The sequence below is a fragment of the Actinomyces sp. 565 genome, assembly GCF_010365615.1.
GTDB lineage: Bacteria > Actinomycetota > Actinomycetes > Actinomycetales > Actinomycetaceae > Actinomyces.
The window spans coordinates 15011-33067 of sequence record NZ_PIZD01000013.1; the positions used below are offsets into that span (position 1 = coordinate 15011).

General features: G+C 73.3%; 14 protein-coding genes. 6 read left to right on the forward strand and 8 right to left on the reverse strand.

Annotated elements, in window-relative coordinates; all coding sequences use genetic code 11:
- Window positions 1-3 precede the first annotated feature (3 nt).
- The 7 genes from GZ997_RS02790 to GZ997_RS02820 all read right to left on the reverse strand — a co-directional run bounded on the left by GZ997_RS02790 (window position 4) and on the right by GZ997_RS02820 (window position 8495).
- Entirely contained in the window at window positions 4-261 is a 258-nt protein-coding gene (locus tag GZ997_RS02790) for a PspC domain-containing protein (RefSeq protein ID WP_162678767.1), read from the reverse strand.
- 169 nt (window positions 262-430) lie between these two features.
- Window positions 431-1921, reverse strand: a complete 1491-nt coding sequence (locus tag GZ997_RS02795; protein ID WP_162678768.1) for a glutamate-1-semialdehyde 2,1-aminomutase — start codon at window positions 1919-1921, stop codon at window positions 431-433.
- Between the two features lie 209 nt (window positions 1922-2130).
- The gene (hemB, locus tag GZ997_RS02800; protein ID WP_162678769.1) at window positions 2131-3225 is read right to left on the reverse strand and encodes a porphobilinogen synthase; all 1095 of its coding nucleotides are present in this window, start codon (window positions 3223-3225) and stop codon (window positions 2131-2133) included.
- 56 nt (window positions 3226-3281) lie between these two features.
- Window positions 3282-4226, reverse strand: a complete 945-nt coding sequence (locus tag GZ997_RS02805) for a uroporphyrinogen-III synthase (RefSeq protein WP_162678770.1) — start codon at window positions 4224-4226, stop codon at window positions 3282-3284.
- On the reverse strand, window positions 4223-5446 hold the full coding sequence (gene hemC / locus GZ997_RS02810) for a hydroxymethylbilane synthase (protein WP_162678771.1): 1224 nt from the start codon (window positions 5444-5446) through the stop codon (window positions 4223-4225). The genes GZ997_RS02805 and hemC overlap by 4 nt, the downstream gene beginning before the upstream one ends.
- On the reverse strand, window positions 5443-7167 hold the full coding sequence (locus tag GZ997_RS02815) for an FAD-dependent oxidoreductase (protein ID WP_343212249.1): 1725 nt from the start codon (window positions 7165-7167) through the stop codon (window positions 5443-5445). Before GZ997_RS02815 ends, hemC begins: the two co-directional genes overlap by 4 nt.
- Window positions 7164-8495 carry a uroporphyrinogen decarboxylase family protein gene (locus GZ997_RS02820; protein WP_238994214.1) on the reverse strand — a complete coding sequence of 444 codons (1332 nt, stop codon included), beginning with the start codon at window positions 8493-8495 and terminating at the stop codon, window positions 7164-7166. The genes GZ997_RS02815 and GZ997_RS02820 overlap by 4 nt, the downstream gene beginning before the upstream one ends.
- A 317-nt stretch (window positions 8496-8812) precedes the next feature.
- Here GZ997_RS02820 and GZ997_RS02825 point away from each other — a divergent pair, with 317 nt between their 5' ends.
- The 6 genes from GZ997_RS02825 (at window position 8813) to GZ997_RS02850 (ending at window position 17377) form a co-directional block, all read left to right on the forward strand.
- Window positions 8813-10222, forward strand: coding sequence for a glutamyl-tRNA reductase (locus tag GZ997_RS02825; RefSeq protein ID WP_162678773.1), 1410 nt, complete (start codon window positions 8813-8815; stop codon window positions 10220-10222).
- Window positions 10219-11700: a ferrochelatase gene (locus tag GZ997_RS02830; protein ID WP_162678774.1), complete on the forward strand. Its 1482-nt coding sequence runs from the start codon at window positions 10219-10221 to the stop codon at window positions 11698-11700. The genes GZ997_RS02825 and GZ997_RS02830 overlap by 4 nt, the downstream gene beginning before the upstream one ends.
- Before the next feature lie 21 nt (window positions 11701-11721).
- A complete protein-coding gene (gene hemQ / locus GZ997_RS02835; RefSeq protein WP_162678775.1) occupies window positions 11722-12528 on the forward strand; it encodes a hydrogen peroxide-dependent heme synthase in 807 nt (268 codons plus the stop codon).
- On the forward strand, window positions 12525-13772 hold the full coding sequence (locus tag GZ997_RS02840) for a TIGR04053 family radical SAM/SPASM domain-containing protein (protein ID WP_238994209.1): 1248 nt from the start codon (window positions 12525-12527) through the stop codon (window positions 13770-13772). Before hemQ ends, GZ997_RS02840 begins: the two co-directional genes overlap by 4 nt.
- Before the next feature lie 576 nt (window positions 13773-14348).
- Window positions 14349-15023 (forward strand): ATP-binding cassette domain-containing protein, encoded by a 675-nt coding sequence (locus GZ997_RS02845; protein ID WP_162678776.1) that lies wholly within the window; start codon window positions 14349-14351, stop codon window positions 15021-15023.
- Window positions 15020-17377: a hypothetical protein gene (locus tag GZ997_RS02850; RefSeq protein WP_162678777.1), complete on the forward strand. Its 2358-nt coding sequence runs from the start codon at window positions 15020-15022 to the stop codon at window positions 17375-17377. The genes GZ997_RS02845 and GZ997_RS02850 overlap by 4 nt, the downstream gene beginning before the upstream one ends.
- Window positions 17378-17507: 130 nt before the next feature.
- On the opposite strand, the gene GZ997_RS02855 is transcribed toward GZ997_RS02850, so the two are convergent.
- Window positions 17508-18053, reverse strand: a complete 546-nt coding sequence (locus GZ997_RS02855) for a NifU family protein (protein ID WP_161925115.1) — start codon at window positions 18051-18053, stop codon at window positions 17508-17510.
- Window positions 18054-18057 lie beyond the last annotated feature (4 nt).

Below are 18057 nucleotides of genomic sequence, written 5' to 3' on the forward strand. Positions count from 1 at the left end.
GGCTCAGCGCTCGTAGGGGCCTGGTATGAGCACCCAGGCGGCGACGTAGACCACCCACATCGGGCCCGGAAGCACCGCCAGGGCCAGTGTCGCCAGCCGCACCAGCGTGGGGCTCACGCCCCAGTACTCGGCCAGGCCGCCGCACACGCCCGCCAGCAGGCGCCGGTATGACCGCCGCGGCAGCCGCGAGCGCCACGACCTGGTGCGCCGGGAGAAAGACGGTTTGCGGCCGTAGGGGTTGGTGGGACGCTGCTGTGTCATGGTGCCAGCCTGCCGAATCCGGTCGGCCTCCGGTATCCGGGATGCCCCTGGTGCTGCCCTGGCTAGGGCCGTCGCCGAGTCGACGCGACCGGTCGGGCGGAGATTCGGACTCTGTTCCGCGGGTGGGAGCGTGTGGGGTCCACCCGTGGCCAGGAGGCATGCCGCAGGGTTACGCCTCGGGACGCGCAGCGGCCGCGGCCCGGGCCGCCGCCGGCGCGGCCCCAGCGATGCGCTCGACCTCGGCGTCGCCGTGCGCGGCCGAGACGAACCAGGCCTCGAACACGCTCGGCGGCAGCGCCACCCCGGCGTCGAGGAAGGCGTGGAAGAACGGGGCGAAGCGCCACGTCTCCTGGGCGCGGGCGGCGTCATAGTCCCGCACGCCCGCCGCGGCGGCCGCGGGGCCGAACATGACCGAGAACAGGGAGCCGGAGTGCTGCACCCGGTGCGGCACCCCCTGCTCGGTCAGCGCCGCTGCGATCACCTGCCCGATTTCGGCGGCGCGGTGGGAGACCGTGGTGTACACGGCATCGTCTGCAAGGGCGAGTGTGGCCAGGCCGGCGGCGGTCGCCAACGGGTTCCCGGACAGGGTGCCCGCCTGGTAGACGGGGCCGAGCGGTGCTAGCAGCTCCATCACCTCGGCGCGGCCGCCCACGGCCGCCAGTGGCATGCCCCCGCCGATCACTTTGCCGAAGGTGAACAGGTCCGGCACCCAGGCCGCCCGCTCGCGCCAGTCGGCTTCGCCCCCGTCCGGGCCGCCGGGCCAGGACGGGGTGGAAAGCGCCAGGGTGGTCGCTGCGGCGGCCTCGTCAGCCTGGGCCGAGGCAGGCCGGCCCGTCGCATGCCTGAAGCGGTTCCCAGAATCGGCTGCCTCCGCCGTCCAGCCGTCGACTGCCTCCAGGCCCCAGAACCCTGCCGGGCCCACGCGGAAACCGGAGAGCACCTCGTCGGCGATCATCAGCGCGCCGTGCGCGGCGGTGATCCTGCGGATGGCTGCGTTGAAACCGGGCGCGGGTGGGACCACACCCATATTTGCCGGCGCCGGCTCGGTGATGACCGCGGCGATCTCCTGGCCGCGGGCGGCGAAGCACGCCTCCAGCGCGTCCACATCGTTGTAGGGCAGCACAATGGTCTGCGCGGCCACCGCCTCCGGCACGCCCGCGGACCCCGGCAGTCCACCCGTGGCCACGCCTGAGCCGGCCGCAGACAGCAGGCCGTCGCTGTGGCCGTGGTAGCAGCCGGCGAACTTCACCACCAGGTCGCGGCCGGTGGCGCCACGTGCCAGCCGCACCGCCGTCATGGTGGCCTCGGTGCCGGTGGACACCAGGCGCAGCCGCTCCACCGGCGGCACGCGGCGCCGCACCGCCTCGGCCAGCTCGGTCTCCGCAGCGGTGGGCGCCCCGAATGACAGTCCCCGGTCGGCGGCTGCCTGCACCGCCTCGACCACCGCCGGGTGGGCGTGCCCGAGCAGGGCAGGCCCCCAGGAGCCGACCAGGTCCACGAAGTCACGTCCCCCGGCGTCCTCTACGTGGGCGCCGTGGGCGCGCGCGATGAAGGCGGGCGCCCCGCCCACGGCGCCGAAGGCGCGCACCGGGGAGTCCACGCCGCCCGGGATCACAGCGCGGGCGGCGGCGAACAGGTCGGCATTGGTGGTTGACGGCATGGGGGCTCCTGAAGCGATTGCGGCGGTCCGACGGCAGCCTACGACCCCGCGCAGCGGGACCGGCGCAGAAAAAGTGTCCAACTCTCGCCAGTTTCAGCATGGCGCCGGTCCTGGCGCGTTGAGCAAATAGGTGCTGACCTGGGCATATGCGGACGAGCGGTTGGGCGTTGCGAACGGCCGGCACGCAAAGTGGCGAGAGATGGACACTTTTACCGCTGCGCACGCAGCAACTCGGCCACCTCGCGTGCCCAGTAGGTCAGCACGCAGTCGGCGCCGGCGCGCACGATCCCCAGCAGCGACTCCATGATCACGCGCTCGCGGTCGATCCAGCCGTTGGCCGCGGCCGCCTCCACCATCGCGTACTCGCCGCTGACCTGGTAGGCGGCCACCGGCACCGGGCTGGCGGCGGCTACATCGGCCAGTACGTCCAGGTAGGGCCCGGCCGGCTTGACCATCACCAGATCCGCGCCCTGCTCCACGTCCAGCAGCACCTCCCGCAGTCCCTCGCGGCGGTTGGCGGGATCCTGCTGGTAGGTGCGGCGGTCGCCCTTGAGAGCGGATCCGACTGCCTCCCGGAACGGCCCGAAGTAGGCGGAGGCGTACTTGGCGGAGTAGGCCAGGATGGTGACGTCGTCATGGCCGGTGGCGTCCAGGGCGGCGCGGATCGCCGCCACCTGCCCGTCCATCATGCCGGAGGGGGAGACCATGTGCGCCCCCGCCTCTGCCTGGGAGACGGCCATCGCCTGGTAGAGGGCGAGGGTGGAGTCGTTGTCGATCTCGCCGGCGCGGCGGTCCCCCTCCGGGCGCACCAGGCCGCAGTGGCCGTGTGAGGTGAACTCGTCCAGGCAGGTGTCGGCGCACACCACCAGCGCGTCCCCGACCTCCGCGCGCACCGCGGCGACCGCCCGGTTGAGGATGCCGTCCTCGGCCCACGCCTGCGAGCCGGTCTCATCGCGCGTGGCCGGCACGCCGAACAGGTCGATGCCGCCCACGCCCGCCTCGGCGCAGGCGGCGGCCTCGCGCCGGATCGAGTCCAGGGTGTGCTGCACGACGCCCGGCATGGCGCCGATCGGGTTCGGCGCGCTGATGTCCTCGCGTACGAAGGCCGGCAGGATCAGCTGTGCCGGGCTGATACGGGTCTCGGCGACCAGCCCGCGCAGGGCGGGCGTGCGCCGCAGGCGCCGAGGGCGGACAGTCGGCGCCGCGGGTGCGGGCACGCCCCGCGAGGTGAGCAGTTCAGCGGCCGGTGAGGTGGCGGGGTCTCGCGGGTCGGGCAGGGGGAAGGTGGTGGTTGTCTGTGTCATTGCGGCGGTCTCCTCGGGCATGCGGGCGGGTGATAGCGGTTATGGAGGGTATGAGTTCAGCGCGGTGGAGCAGGCAGCGTCGTGATTAAGGCGTCGCGGATGGCCTCTGGGGTCGGGCGGGCCGCGACTGCGTCTACGCGCAGTCCAGCGGCTGCCGCGGCCGCGGCGGTCGGCTTCCCGATCGTCACCACGCGGGTCGCGGGCGGGGGCGGCCCGGCGAGATCTACCAGCGCGCGCGTGGAGGACCCCGCAACCAGTACCACCGCGTCGAAGCGGCCGCCCACCCAGTCCGCGGTGAAGCCCACGGGCAGGTCGGCGAGTGGAACCGGTTCCATGGTGTAGGCGGCCACGGCATCGACCTCCCAGCCCGCGCGCCTGAGGCCCTCGGCCAGTGCGGGGGAGGCCAGCGCCGAGCCTGGCAGCAGCAGTCGGCGCTCCCGCCCCGTCCCACCCCCGGCCGTCCCGTATCGGCGCGCGGGCGAGGACGTCGCAAGGGCGTCCGGCCCGCCACTGAGCTGCGGCAGCTCCAGCAGGGCAGTCCCGCTGCCGGCCGCCACCAGGTCGGGTTCGCACCCCAGCCGCTCCCGCACGGCGCGCGCGGTGCCAGTGCCGACCACAGCGATTCCGGTGCATGGGCGTGAGGCGGTGGGGCGGACGCGCGCGGGGGTATCGGGACAGCCCGAAGCGCCGTTCACGTGTCCGCAGGCGTCGTGCGCCTCATAGTTGCCCAGGGCGCTGAAGTCGAAGAAGTCCAGGGTGCGGGCCGAGGTCAGCACTCCCCAGGCGTAGTGGCCGTCCGCCAGCCTTGCGGCGGCGCGCTCACGGGGACCGACGGGGCCGGGGACCGCCCGGGTCAAACCCACGCTCATCACCGCGGCACCCGCCGCGGCCAGTGCGGCGGCAATCGCGTCGCCGGGTTTGGCGCGCGGCAGCAGCACGCGCCGCCCGGCCAGACACGCCGCTGTGGTGCCCGCTGCCGCGGTGCCCTCGGCCGGGCTCACGGCGCCTCCCGGCGGCCGCGACCGGGCAGCGCGGCGTGCAGGTCGACCAGATCGGCGGCGCCCGCCTCCAGCAGTGCCTGCGCCACCGCCTCACCGAGCGCGGAGGCGTCCGCCCGGGTCCCGGTCACCGATTCCCGCAGCACGCTCCGCCCGTCGGCGGTCGCGACGACCGCGTCAAGACGCAGCCCGGTATGCCCCTCCGGTAGCGTGGTGGGCACGGCCACGGCCCCAACCGGCGCGGCGCAGCCCGCCTCCAGGTGACGCATGAGCGCACGTTCGGCGGTTACGGCCGCGTGGGTGAGCGGATCGTCCAGCGCGGATACGGTCGCAGCAAGCGCGGCGGCCAGCCCGGGATCGCGCGGGGCCACCCCGGCGCGCGGAGAGGTATCTGCTCCCGGCCTGCCGACGGGCCGATCCTGCTCGGTTCCCGCCGTGCTCCGCGTCTCCAGGGCCAGCGCACCCTGCGCGGGCGCCGGCACCATGACGGGTGTGCGTGCGGCGGCTGCCGGTGACGCGTCCTGCGCGGACTGGTCCCTGCCCGGGGTCCCCGCCCGGGGGCCGTCCTGGGGCAGCGCCAGCGGCTGGGTGGCATAGTTGTCCAGACCCAGGCGGCGCAGGCCCGCCAGCGCTAGTACCACCGCGTCCAGGTCGGGTTCGCGCACGGCGCCGAGCGGGCCGTCCGCGCCCACCACCGAGCCGACCACGCGGGACAGGCGGGTGGGTACGTTCCCGCGCACGGGCACGACCTGAAGATCCGGTCGCACGGCTAGCAGCTGTGCGGCCCGGCGCGGTGACCCGGTGCCCACGCGCGCACCGGGCGGGAGGTCGGCCAGGCCGACCCCGCCCGCCGTGCACAGGGCGTCGCGCGGGTCCTCCCGCGGCGGAATCGCCGCGATGTGCAGCCCCGGCACCGGCGTGGTGGGCAGGTCCTTGCAGGAGTGCACGGCCAGGTCGCAGCTGCCGTCCAGGAGCGCTTCGCGCAGGGCGGCGGCGAATACCCCCACTCCGCCGAGCCGGGTCAGCGGGGTGGAGTCAACATCGCCGCGGGTACGGATCGGGATGAGCTCCACTTGCAGGTCGGTGCCGATTTGGCGGGAGGCGGCGACGATCGCCCGCGCCACCTGTGAGGACTGGGCAACCGCCAGCGCCGAGCCGCGTGTTCCCAGACGCACGGTCCGCGCCGACGGCGCACCCGCTCCGATGATCGTGCCGCTGCTCATGCAGGTCCCTCCGGTTCCCTATGGCCGCAAGTGCCGTCCGCCGTGACCCGCGGCCTGCCGGTGAGCCCGGCCGCCTGCTCGCGGGCATGGGCGACGACGGCGGCAATGCCCGTTCCGGCTACCCAGGCGCCGGTGACCGCCAGGCCTTCCAGGGGCTCGACCTGGGACTCCAGGCGCCGGGTGCGTTCGCGGTAGGCGGGCGTCACCGGCGGCAGGGTCCCGTCCCAGCGCACCAGCTTGGAGTCGAGCACGTCCTGCTCCCGCAGGCGCACACCCGTAAGCACCTCGACATCGGCCAGCGCGTCCGCCAGTTCCACCTGGGGGCGCGGTTCCCCCGGGCGTCCGTAGGACAGGCGCAGTGCGTGTACCGCATCGGCGGGTGCTCCCGCGGCGCCGGGGCCGTGCAATTGCCGTAGTTGTTCCCCGATCCACGGCCACTTCACCGACAGGTGTGACAGTGCCTTGGCCTTGACGGGCGCTCGTCCGGGTGCGGCCGGTGCCACCAGCAGTCCGGAGCCCACCGGTGCGTCGGCCAGTCCCGGGGCGTGAGCTACCAGGGTGAAACGGGCGATCGGGGAGCCGACCGGAACCGGTACCTGGGTCTCCACCCCGGGTGCTCCTGCCAGCAGCCGGAGTGCTGCCCCCGCTGAACAGGCCAGCACGACTCGTGGCGTGCGCACCACCCACTGCTCCCCGGCCGCCACCGGCTCGTCCGACGGCGTCTTCCCGCGCGCAGTGGGTGCGATCCCCACCTCCCAGGCGCCGGTGGAGTCGGTGCCGCCGGGCCCGGCGGTGCGCGTGGCCGGCTGTAGCCACTGCGCGCCGGTGCGGGTAAGCACCCGGCCGCCGGCAGTCTCGATCGCCTCCCGCAGCGCATCGGTGAGGCGGAACAGGCCGCCCTCGACGGTCACGTCCGCGGCGCCGCCTCCCCGGCGGCGGGCCCGGCGCCGCCCCAGCAGCTCGCCGACGGCGGCCTGCAACGAGCCCAGGCGTGCGGTCGCCTCCCGCAGTCCGGGGGCGACCGTGTCGGCCGCGAGGTCGGCGGGGTCGGCGGTGTGGATTCCCGCCACAATCGGGCGGACCAGGCGCTCCAGGACCGCCTCGCCCATGCGGGTGCGCACGAAGGCGGCCAGGTCGGCCGGGTCTTCGGGGCGGGTGCCCACCGTCCCGTCAAGCTCGGCGTCTCGGGCTGCCCGCAAGGCCCCGGCCCGCCCGACCACGGCCACAACGTCCTCGGCGAGCGGATCGGCCGGGATGCCTAGGAAACCGTCGCGCAGGAAGCGGTGGGCCCGCCAGCCACGGGCCGGATCGGTGGGAGGGGCGTCGGAAGCCGCCTGCGCGGTGCCCGGGCCGGCAGCTGCGCCGTCGCAGTCGGCGGCGTCTGGTGGCGGCGGCAGGAACAGGCGCGCCCCGCCGCCGGAGGGGCCGACCACGCGCAGCCCCAGGGCATCTACCATCTGCGTGATCGCGTCCCCGCGGACGACGAATCCCTCGGCACCCAGGTCCATGCGCACCCCGCCGATGTCTGCGCCGGCAACGAGTCCGCCGGTGTAGCCGCGCGCCTCGACCAGCAGTGGCCGCAGTCCCGCGCGGGCCAGTTCCCAGGCGGCGGCGAGCCCGGCGATCCCGCCGCCCACCACCAGCGCCTCGAGCGGCTCGGCCGGTCCGCCCGCCGGCCCCGGGGACATAGTCCCACCGCCATCGGTCAGCTGCTCGCTCATGCCTCTCCATCCCATCCGGTCAGCGCCGTACGTTCCCAGTCCTGCGACTTGTGCACGCGTGCCACCACCCGGGTGAGCACATTCGGGTCGGTTGACGGGGGTACCCCGTGCCCTAGGTTGAACACGTGCGCGGGCGCCGCCCGGCCCGCCTCCACGCAGGCATCCACCGCAGGTGCGAGCACTTCCCAGGGGGCGGCCAGCAGGGCGGGGTTCAGGTTGCCCTGCACCGGGCGCGCGCCGGCCCCGTCGTCCCGCCCCCCGAGGGCGGTGGCAGCCAGGGCCAGGTCGGTGCACTCGTCCACGCCGACGACGTCGGCCCCGGTGCGGTGCAGCTCGGGCAGCAGGTGCCCGGCCCGGGTGGCGAAGTGAATCACCGGCGCCGGGGCGCCGGTGGTGGGGGACACGGCGTCGCGGGCCACGTCCAGCGCCAGTGCCGAGTAGGGAGCGACCTTCTCGCGGTAGTCGGCTGCGGACAGTGAGCCGGCCCAGGAGTCGAAGAGCTGGACGGCGGCCGCGCCCGCGGCCACCTGCGTGGCCATGAACTGGCCCGTCAGGTGCGCTGCCCAGGTCATCAGCGTGTCCCAGGCGGTCGGGTCGGCGTGCATGAGCGTGCGGGCGGCCAAGTGGTCGCGGGAGGGGCGGCCCTCCGCCAGGTAGGCCACCAGGGTGAACGGTGCCCCGCCGAAGCCGAGCAGCGGGGTCCACTCCGCCTCGCCGCGCGACTGCGCCAGTCCCGCCAGCGCCCGGGCGGACAGGCCGCCGGGGTCGGCTGACGCGCGGGACGGTTCGCCGCGGTTATGGCTGCGGGCGCGGTCCGCCTGCCGTGGTGCGCGTGCGCCGGCACCTGGTTGCCCCGGACCGCCCAGCTCCGCCACAACCGCCCGCACGGCCGCCTGGATCGCGCTCACCCCTGCGGCGCCGTCGAGTGCCCTGCCGTCCGGCCCCGCCCCGGCCCGGTCCGCGTCCCCGTAGTGGTGCGCGGTCAGGCGGCGCACTTGCGCCCAGTCGCGCACGGGGGCGTCCAGCACGGGGCCGGTGCCCGGCTCGATGCGTACCTCCACGCCGGCCAGCCGCAGCGGCACCATGATGTCGGAGAACAGCACGGCGGCATCCACGCCGTGGCGCCGTACCGGTTGCAGCGTCACCTGCGCGGCCGCCTGCGGCCACAGGCACACATCCAACATGGGTGCCCCGGCCCGCTCGCGCAGGGCGCGGTACTCCGGCAGCGAGCGCCCCGCCTGCCGCATGAACCACACGGGTGTACGCCTCGGGCGGCGCCCGGCCAGGGCCTCCAGCAGGGCGGGTCGCCCCGGCTGCGGGGCGCTCAGGCCGGTGGAGCCGCCGCTCCCGGCCGGGTGGTCCGCCCCGCCGGAATTCTGCACGGAAATACTCACGAAATAGTCCTCGTCCTGGTGGTCCCGGTTGAAATGACATGACGTGGCGTCGCCGGAAAGCGCCGTCCGAACATTGTGCCGCCTCGCCCAGAACCCTTCGCTCAGTGACTGGTTTAGCCTGCAATACCGCTGGCTACCAGTCATGTGACGCAGTGTCGTAAAACTAATCTGACGCAGTGTCGGAATAGTTGAGGGCGGTGCCGGTGATAATTGTGCCCCGACCGGCATCCAATGCTTGACTACCACTCGCCGTGACTATCCATCTGCTCTCCGCCGACCACCGCACCCAGGGCCTCGACGCGGTCGCCCGCCTGGGTGCAACCGCCGCGCACCTCGGCCCGGACCTCATGCGCGCCCTCCCACAGCTGCGGGGCGCGATCGTCCTGGGGACCTGCAACCGCCTGGCGCTGCTACTGGACGCACCGCAGGCCCTCCCGGCCGACGCCCTGCGTCACGACGTCACCGGCTTCCTGGCCCGGCGTGCGGGCCTGCGCCCCGCCGCCGAGGCGCTCGCCGGCACGCACCCCGGGGCCGGACGGCATTGGGCCGACGCGGGCCCGGTTGCGGCGGAACCCGTCGAACTGACCGCCTGGAGCGGAAACGCTGCCGTCAATGAGTTGTTCGCCACCGCCGCCGGGCTGGAGTCCATGGTTGTGGGCGAGCGCGAGATCGCCGGCCAGCTACGTCGTGCCATGCGGGTTGCCACCGAGGAAGACACTCTCTCAACCGATCTGTCCCGCGCCGTCGAGCACGCCTCCACCGCCTCCCGCCGCGTCGCCCACGAGACCGGCCTGGCGGGCAATGGCCGCTCCGTCGTGGGGGTCGGCGTAGACCTGGCTGCCCGTCACCTGCCGCCCCTTGAGGGCGTGCGGACCCTGATCGTCGGTACCGGGGCCTATGCGGGCGCCACCGTCACCGCCCTGCGTCGGCGCGGGGTCATCGACATCTCCGTCTACTCCCGCTCGGACCGGGCCGCCGCCTTCGCCGTCGGCCGCGGACTCAGGGCGATTGACGACGTCGCCCTGCCCGATGCACTGGCGGGAGCCGACCTGGTCATCACCTGCCGGGGCCTGGGCGCCCCGGTGCTGACCCGCGAGCTCGTGGCCCCGGCCGCTGCCGAGCGGGCAGCAGGCCCCGCGCGGCCGCACGCCGGGACCCACCTCCGCCCCCTGGTGATCCTTGACCTTGCGCTCACCCGTGATGTGGAAAGGGCCGTCGGCTCCATGCCCGGGGTGCGGCTGATCGACCTGCCCAGCGTGCAGCGATCCGTGCCCGCGGCCGAGGCCCGCCAGGTGCAGGCCGCGCGCGCCATTGTGGATGAGGAGACCGCCCTGTTCGAGCGCATGCTGTCCGGGCGGCGCATGGATCCGGTGGTTTGCAGCCTGCGCGGGCATGTGGCGGAACTCGTCGAGGAGGAGGTTGCCCGCCTGCGCGTGCGTGACGGCCAGGTGGACGCCGGCGACGCCGCCCGCGCCCTGCACCACCTGGCGGCCCGCATGCTGCACCATCCCACTGTTGCCGCCCGTGCCGCCGCCGAGGCCGGGCGCGGCCAGGACTACCTCGACGCCCTCGACCTGCTGCTGGGCGTGGAGATCGCCGCCGACCTGCGCGCCGCGGTTGCCCCGGCCACAACCACCCCGGCCCCGGGAGGAGCCCAATGACCCCTCAGGCCAGGTCCGTGACAGCCTCCGGCCCCGCCTCCGCCGCCGACCCGCTGGCTCCCTACGACGCCGTCCTGCTGCTGTCCTACGGCGGCCCCGAGGGCCCCGACGACGTGCTCCCCTTCATGCGCAACGCCACCGCGGGCCGGGGCGTGCCCGACTCCCGGCTGCGCGAGGTCTCCGGCCACTACGGCCGCTGGAATGGCGTCTCCCCGATCAACGCCCGCAACGCCGAGCTACTGGCGGCGCTGCGCGATGAGCTGGCCGCCCGCGGGAGCCGGGTGCCGGTGGTGATCGGCAACCGCAACTGGCACCCCTTCGTCTCCGAGGCCCTGCGCGAGCTCGCCGACGCCGGCGCCCGCCGCGTCCTGGCCATCACCACCGCCGCCTACGCCTCCTACTCCGGCTGCCGCCAGTACCGAGAGGACGTCGCCGGCGCGCAGGAGCTCCTGGCCGACGGCGCCGACGGAGTCACCGGGCGCGGCTGGGAGGCGGACGCCGCCGCCCGCGTGGGTGGCGCCGGGGGCGCGCCGGTGGAGCTGGTGGTGGATAAGACCCGTCCCTTCTACAACACCCCGGGCATGCTCGCCGCTAACACCGACGCCATCGTCGCCGCCTTCAACCAGCTGGTGGCCGACGGCGTGAGCGCCGACGGCATCCGGCTGGTGCTGGTCACGCACTCCATCCCCGAGTCCATGGAGCGGCTGTCCGCGCCCGCCGCCGAGGAACGCGCCGACTCGGGAGGGGCTGGAGAGTGCTCCGGCCCCGCCCGCGCGTCCGGGGGGACTGGGGAGGCCCCCGAAGGCGTGGCGGGGCTGGCGGGAGCGCCGCGAGGAACGAGCGGCGCGGATGGTAGCCGAGGGGGCCTCCCCAGTCCCTCCTCGCGAGAACTCGGACTCTCCGCACAGGAACCCGGCGTCGCCGCGGACCTGTCCACCGAGATCTCCTACGTCGCCCAGCACGAGCGCCTGGCCGAGGTGCTCCTGCCCGCCGTCGCCGCCCGCCTGGGCCGCCGCCCACAGGCGGACCTGGTCTACTGCTCCCGCTCCGGCCCGCCGCAGGCCCGCTGGCTGGAACCGGACGTGAACGACCACCTTCAGGCCCTGGCCGCCGGGCACCTGACCGACGGGCGGCCCGTGGACGTGCCGACGGGCGTCGTCGTCGCCCCCATCGGATTCGTCGCCGACCACATGGAGGTCGTCTTCGACCTGGACACCGAGGCTCGTGAGACCGCCGAGCACCTCGGCCTGCCCTACGTGCGCGCGGCCACGGCCGGCACCCACCCCGCCTTCGTCGCCTCGCTCGCCGACGTGCTCGCCGAGCGGGCCGCCGTCGCCCGGGGCGAGGACGTGCGCCCGCACTCCACCACCGGCACCGGCCCCTTCCACACCGTCTGCCCGCCCACCTGCTGCAGGCCCGCCACCCGACCCGCCGGGCGCCCGGGCGGAGGCCACCCCCAGACCACTACCCACCAGTAACCCCGACCAAGGAGATTCCCCATGAGCGAGCACGACAGCGCCCACCCCGACGCCGACTCGGGCCAGGGCGCCCCCCGCCTGCACCGCTTCGACGACGAGGAGCGCCGCCCCCACCGCGACCCCCGCGACGCCGCCGAGGTCGACTTCGACGCCGTCAATGAAAACAACCACTACGCCCTGTTTGCCGTCTACCGCCTGACGGCGCCGCTGCCGCCGCTGGAGGACACGCGCCGTCGGCTGGTAGGGGAGTCCACCCACTTCATCGACGTCTCCGATGTGACCACGCGCGGCTGGTACGACGTGTCCGGCTTCCGCTCCGATGCGGACCTGATGGTCTGGTGGCTCGACGACGACCCGGAGAAGCTGCAGGACGCCAACCACCGCCTGCGTGCCAGCGCCCTGGGACGCTACCTGGAGCCGGTGTGGTCCTGCATGGGCCTGCACACGCCCGCCGAGTTCAACCGCAAGCACATCCCCGCCTGCTTCGGCGGCGTGGCGCCGCGCGACTGGTGCATGGTCTACCCCTTCGTGCGCAGCTACGACTGGTACCTGCTGGAGCCCGAGGAGCGCTCGCGGATCATGGCCGCCCACGGCCGCAACGGCTTCTCCAAGTACCCCGATGTCAAGGGCTCCACGCTCGCCGCCTTCGGCATGAGCGACTACGAGTGGGTGCTCGGCTTCGAGGCGGACACCCTGGACCGCCTGGAGGGCGTCATCCACCACCAGCGCTACACGGAGGCCCGCCTGCACGTGCGCGTGGACACCCCCTTCTACACCGGCTGCCGCGTCAGCCCCCACGAGTGGGCCGAGCGTCAGCCCCGCGCATGAGCACCGCCACGCACCCCCGCACCGCGCGGCCGGTGCGCATGCAGCGCCACGACCCGGCGCAGCGCCCCATGCTGGTGACCTGGGAGTCCACGCGTGCCTGCCAGTTGGCCTGCCGCCACTGCCGGGCCGTCTCCCGGCCCCTGCGCGACCCCCGGGAGCTGACCACCGCAGAGGCGAAGGCACTGATGGACGAGGCCGCGTCCTTCGGCAAGCCGGCGGTCATCTTCATCATCACCGGCGGGGACTGCTTCGAGCGCCCCGACCTGGCCGAGCTGGTCGCCTACGGCACGAGCCTGGGCCTGCACATGGCGGTGTCGCCGTCGGGCACGGACAAGCTGAACAAGGACTCCCTCGCCCGCATCCAGGACGCGGGTGTGGGCGTGATCTCCCTGTCGCTCGACGGCGCCACCGCCGCCACCCACGACGCCTTCCGGGGCGTGGAGCGCACCTTCGACCGCACCGTCGCCGGCTGGCGGGCGGCCCGCGAGCTGGGCATGAAGGTGCAGATCAACTCCGTCGTCGCCCGCCACAACGTCCACGAGCTACCCGACATCGCCGCACTCGTGCGCGAGTACGGGGCGATGACCTGGTCCGGGTTCCTGCTGGTGCCCACGGGCCGCGGGGTGGACTTGGGCAGCCTGGACGCCGCCGAGATCGAGGACGTGCTCAACATCTTCTACGACATGGGCGAGGCGGTGCCCGCCAAGACCACCGAGGGGCACCACTTCCGGCGCGTCTCCCTGCAGCGCTACGCGCTGGCGCAGCGGGGCATCGAGGGCGAGGACATGATCGCCGCCATGCACCTGGGGCCGCTGTACCGCAGCCTGCGGGAGCGGATCGTGGAGCTGGGGCTGGACCACGGGGAGCGGCGGCGTCGGCCCCCGATCACCGTCTCCAGCGGCAACGGCTTCATGTTCATCTCCCACATCGGCGACGTCACCCCCTCCGGCTTCCTGGAGAAGAGCGCCGGCAACGTGCGCGAGGCCTCCCTGACGGAGATCTACCGCAACAGCGAGGTCTTCACCGGGGTGCGGGACACCTCCCGGCTCAAGGGAAAGTGCGGGGCGTGCGAGTACAACCGCGTGTGCGGCGGCTCGCGGGCGCGGGCCTTCAACACCACCGGGGATCTGCACGCGGAGGAGCCCCTGTGCGCCTACCAGCCCGGCTCCTTCCCCTACCCCGAGGACGTGAAGGCACTGCTGAGCGCGCCCGCGCGTCCGGGACGACCGGGCGCAGGCGGCTGAGTACACCGTTGCTGCTGATGCTGCGCGGGGCGTAAGGGGTCTTGGCAAAAGCTGGTTAGGAGCGACCGACCCTGATCGTTATGTCATCGTTGTATGCAAATGTTGAATACCGTCTGTGGCGGGGGTTACACTTATCTTAGCTCCGTTGACAACGGAGCTTGTCTCACTGACTAGTCCTTGACCTTTGTGGGGTCAGTTGAAAGAGGTTGATTGCCATGGTGAAGTCAAGTCCAGCTTTGCGAGGTGTGCTCTCAGTCGCGTTGGCAGGGTTGTTGACTGTAGGCGGGTTTGCCGCAGTTGTTCCGAGTGCAGGAGCGTTGTCTGGGAACTGTGCTGCCTGGCTGGAAACCACCGTTGGGTCAACCCGTGCCGCTGGTTACTGCTCTTACTTGGGAAGTGACACGAAGGCGCGGGTGACTCTTGATCTCTCTAATGGGCCGGATTTTCATTCATCGTGGTTTACGAGGACCTACGTAACCTACAGGACCCCCTACTTCATGACAAATCCCAACAGCCCAGTGTGGCCTCGCAGTGCGCGTGTTGATCAGGCGCGACGGTAATTTGAACCGTGACGCGATGTCTGAGTGTCAAAATGCCATTCTCGACCGCGTGGGCTTCGCCTACGGCGGCACACGCGAGCGCATCATCTACCGGGGCGTCACCTGTCGACTAGTGGCCGGGCGGCTGCATGCGGTGATGGGCCCTTCGGGTTCGGGCAAGACCACCCTCTTCCGCCTGATCACCGGCGACCTCAAGCCGAATTCGGGAACGATCGAGCTGACGGGCACCGGCGGTGCCCGGCGCGTGTCCCAGGTCTACCAGGACTACCGGCTGGTCCCGTATCTGACCGCGGTCGAGAACGTGAAGCTGGCCCAGGAGTTCGCCTCCGCGGGTGGCGGCGTCGGTACCTTCCCCGACGCCGCCGCACTGCTGGGCAGACTGGGCCTGGCCGGGCAGGCCAACGCCGCAGTGGGCAGCCTCTCGGGCGGCGAGCAGCAGCGAGTGGCCATCGCCCGCGCACTGGCCACCGCCCCGCAGGTCCTGCTCGCCGACGAGCCGACCGGCGCGGTCGACGAGCAGGCCACCCGGGAGATCGCCCAGCGCTTCGCCGAACTGGCCCACGATGACGGCCTGCTGGTGCTGGTGGCCACGCATGACCCGGTGGTGGCCGGATACGCCGACGTGGTGCTGCGCATCCACGACCACGACCTCGTGGCCGAGCCGTCCACGGCGGGCGGTGCCCAGCGGTGACCCGCCTGCAGTTGAGGGTGATCACCGGGTCGGTACGTGCGCGTCCGGGACTGTTCACCGCGGCACTGCTGCTGTCCGGCGTGCTGGCTCTGTTCGGTGCTCTGCTGCTGTGCGGCAGGGCCACGTTCCTGGCCACGGCGGAGGCCGGGGCGCGCGCCGAATTCGGCGGCTACCGCTACCAGGTCAGCGGCGACAGCGACGAGCTGTCCGCGCGCATGCACACGCTGGCCGGCGACGGTCAGGCGGTGGCGGTGCTGCGCGCCAGCGCGGCCCTGAGCGGGCCGCGGGGTGCCTCTGATGCGCAGGTGTCCGTGCTGAGCGGCCCCTCCCGCACCGGCATGCTCGCGGAGGGCGAGTACCCGCGCGCCGACGGCGAGGCCTCCATCTCCGCTGAGGTAGCCCGGCGCACGGGCCTGAGCGTGGGCGACCGCCTGGAATTGACTTCGGAGGATCTTCCCGAAGGCACAGCCGAGTACACGGTTACAGGCATTACCCGCAATCCCGCCGCCCCGGACGAGCTCACGGCCGTCGCGGTATCCGGTGAGGTTATGGGGGGCGATGCCGGTGCGGCGATCTTCTCCTGGCTCAGTGACGCCGACCCGTGCGAACAGATCGGGGTGGGTAAGCAGTGTGGTAGCGGTGCGGTAACGGTAGCTGGGGTCGACTATGCCGTGAACTCCACCGTGCAGGAGGTAAGCTCCCGGCAACTGGCCGGGTTTCCGGTGCTGCTGGCGCTACTGCTGCTGAGCGCCGGCGCCGCCTGCGGCGCCGCCCTGGCCGCGGATCGGCCCCATGCCGGTCGCGTCGCCGAGGCGCTGCGGGCCGCGGGGGCGACGCCACGTCGCGCAGCGGTGCTGGCCGGCGCGGGCATGCCGCTGACGCTGCTTGTGGGCAGCGTTCTCGGGATCATCGCCGCCCAGGTGGCACTCGGCCTCGGGCACGCAGCGATCGGCTCCGCGCTGGGGCAGTACTGGGACGGCTACCGCCCGGCACTGTGGCAGAGCGGGGGCCTGATCCTGGCCTGGCTGCTGCTCGCCGCCGCGGTGGGGGCACTGCCGGGCCGGCTGCGCCGCTGGTCGGCCGACACCCGGGGCGCGGCCTGGCACCTGCGCCCCGCCTACGGGATGGCGCTGGGCGCCGCTGGCGTGGTCGCGGCGGTGGCGCTCGTGTACCTGCGCGTCGCCGAGCCCCACCGCGTGCTGACCGGCCACATCCTGGGTGTGATCGTGGGGGCGCTGGCGGCCCCGGTGCTGCTGCTCAGCCTGCCGTGGCTGCGGCGCACGCCCACCGCGGGCACGGCCGTGCGCCACTGCCTCACAGTGGCACTGCCCGTGCTCATGGCAACCATGATGTTCACCGGCTTCGCCGCCTTCTACAGTGCGAGCCTCCACTTTGGTCTCACGAACGGGACCGATGGGCGAGAGGATCAGACGCTGACGGTGCAGGGACTGACCATCCAGGACGTCGCCGTGCTCACCGCCGCGTACCCGCAGGCCATGGAGTCGGCCCTGGTATTCACCGAGTTGCGCGAGGAGCAGCGGCAGCCGCGGGTGGCCCCGGTGGGAGAGTCGGACTGCACCGACGCCATGTGCTTCACCGCCCTGGGGCTGATTGCCCTCGCGCCTGAGGATGGGCCCGCCTCCGCGCTGGCCGGCACGGCGGCAGCCGAGTTATTGGGCGGGGGTGCCGAAGACAGGGCGACGCGCGTCTTCTTCACTCCGGCCACGGGCCAGGTGGAGGAGACCGCCGAGGTGACGGGGCTGTCTGCGTCGAGCCTGCTGGACATCCAGTGGCTGCCCGACGTGGTGCTCGCCGCCGACGACCCGCAGGTCGAGGCGCTGGGGCTGGAGCCATCTAACAGGCGCACGATCCACCTGCCGGAATTCGGCTCCCTGCCCGAAGACCAGCGCGACGCCTTCCGCAGCGACGTCATCACCCGGGCCGGCTACGCCTTCGTGATCGAGCCGGACTCCCCGGAACGGCGCCAGCTGACGCGACAGGCCCTCGCCCTGCCGATTGCGGCGAGCCTGGTGGCGGTGATCGGCCAGGGGCTCGCGGCGATCACCTTCCTGGGGCGGCTGCGGTCCGTGCGCCTGCAGGCGCGGGACTACGGCGTCGGCAGGCGCGGCCAGTGCGCCCTGGCGGCGCCGCTGGGCCTGAGCGTGGTGGCGTGCACGACCGTGGCGGCTCTGCTCGGCCGCTTCGGGGCGCAACCGGCGCTGATAATGAACAATCCCCTGGTGACCGGCTCCTTCGGCTGGTGGTGGGCCATCCCCATCGGGGCGTCGGCGGCGGTGGCCGTCGGCCTGCTGCTGGCGGCAGCCCGCACGCCCCGCGGCCAGGGCGACGATTAAGCGGGCGCCTCGCACACGCCTTCCCCATCCATTGCGAGCTTTTGCACCCTGGTGTGCGGGTATTTGCCGTACACCAGGGTGCAAAAGCTCGTAGCAGAGCATGTTGGCGGGTTTTGGCGGGGTGAGCCCGCTAGCTTGCGGACCTCGGCGCCTCGCGCACGCCCGCCAGCCACGGGCAGCGGCGTCGCAGTAGGTGCTCGAAGCGCGCATGCATGGTGATCACGGCCGCCGGGCAGTCCCGGCAGGCGCCCTCCAGGGCCACCTCGACGACGCCGTCGGCTACCGCCCGCACGGTGAAGGAGCCGCCGTGGGCCGCGGCGATCGCCCCCACCGGCCCGGCCGCGATCTCCCGGGCCGCCGCCTCCAGGGCCTCGTCCGGCCCCACCCCGACGGCGCCAGCCGCCGGCTCCCATGACCCGGGTACGCCGAGCGCGTCCACCAGGGCGGTGCGCACCCGGGCGCCGTCGGCCTGCCAACTGTGGCCATCGCCGAGGAGCGTGAGCACCGCCCCGGGCACCGCCTCAATGCCGGCCAGGGTGCCGTCGTCGAGCAGGGCCTGCAGCAGGCGCGGGGCGCGGGCCACTGACCCGGAGAAGCCCAGCAGCCCGTCGGGGATCACCCAACGCAGCACGTCCGGGTCCGGGGTCACCACGGGATGCGTGGGGACGACGCCCATGGCG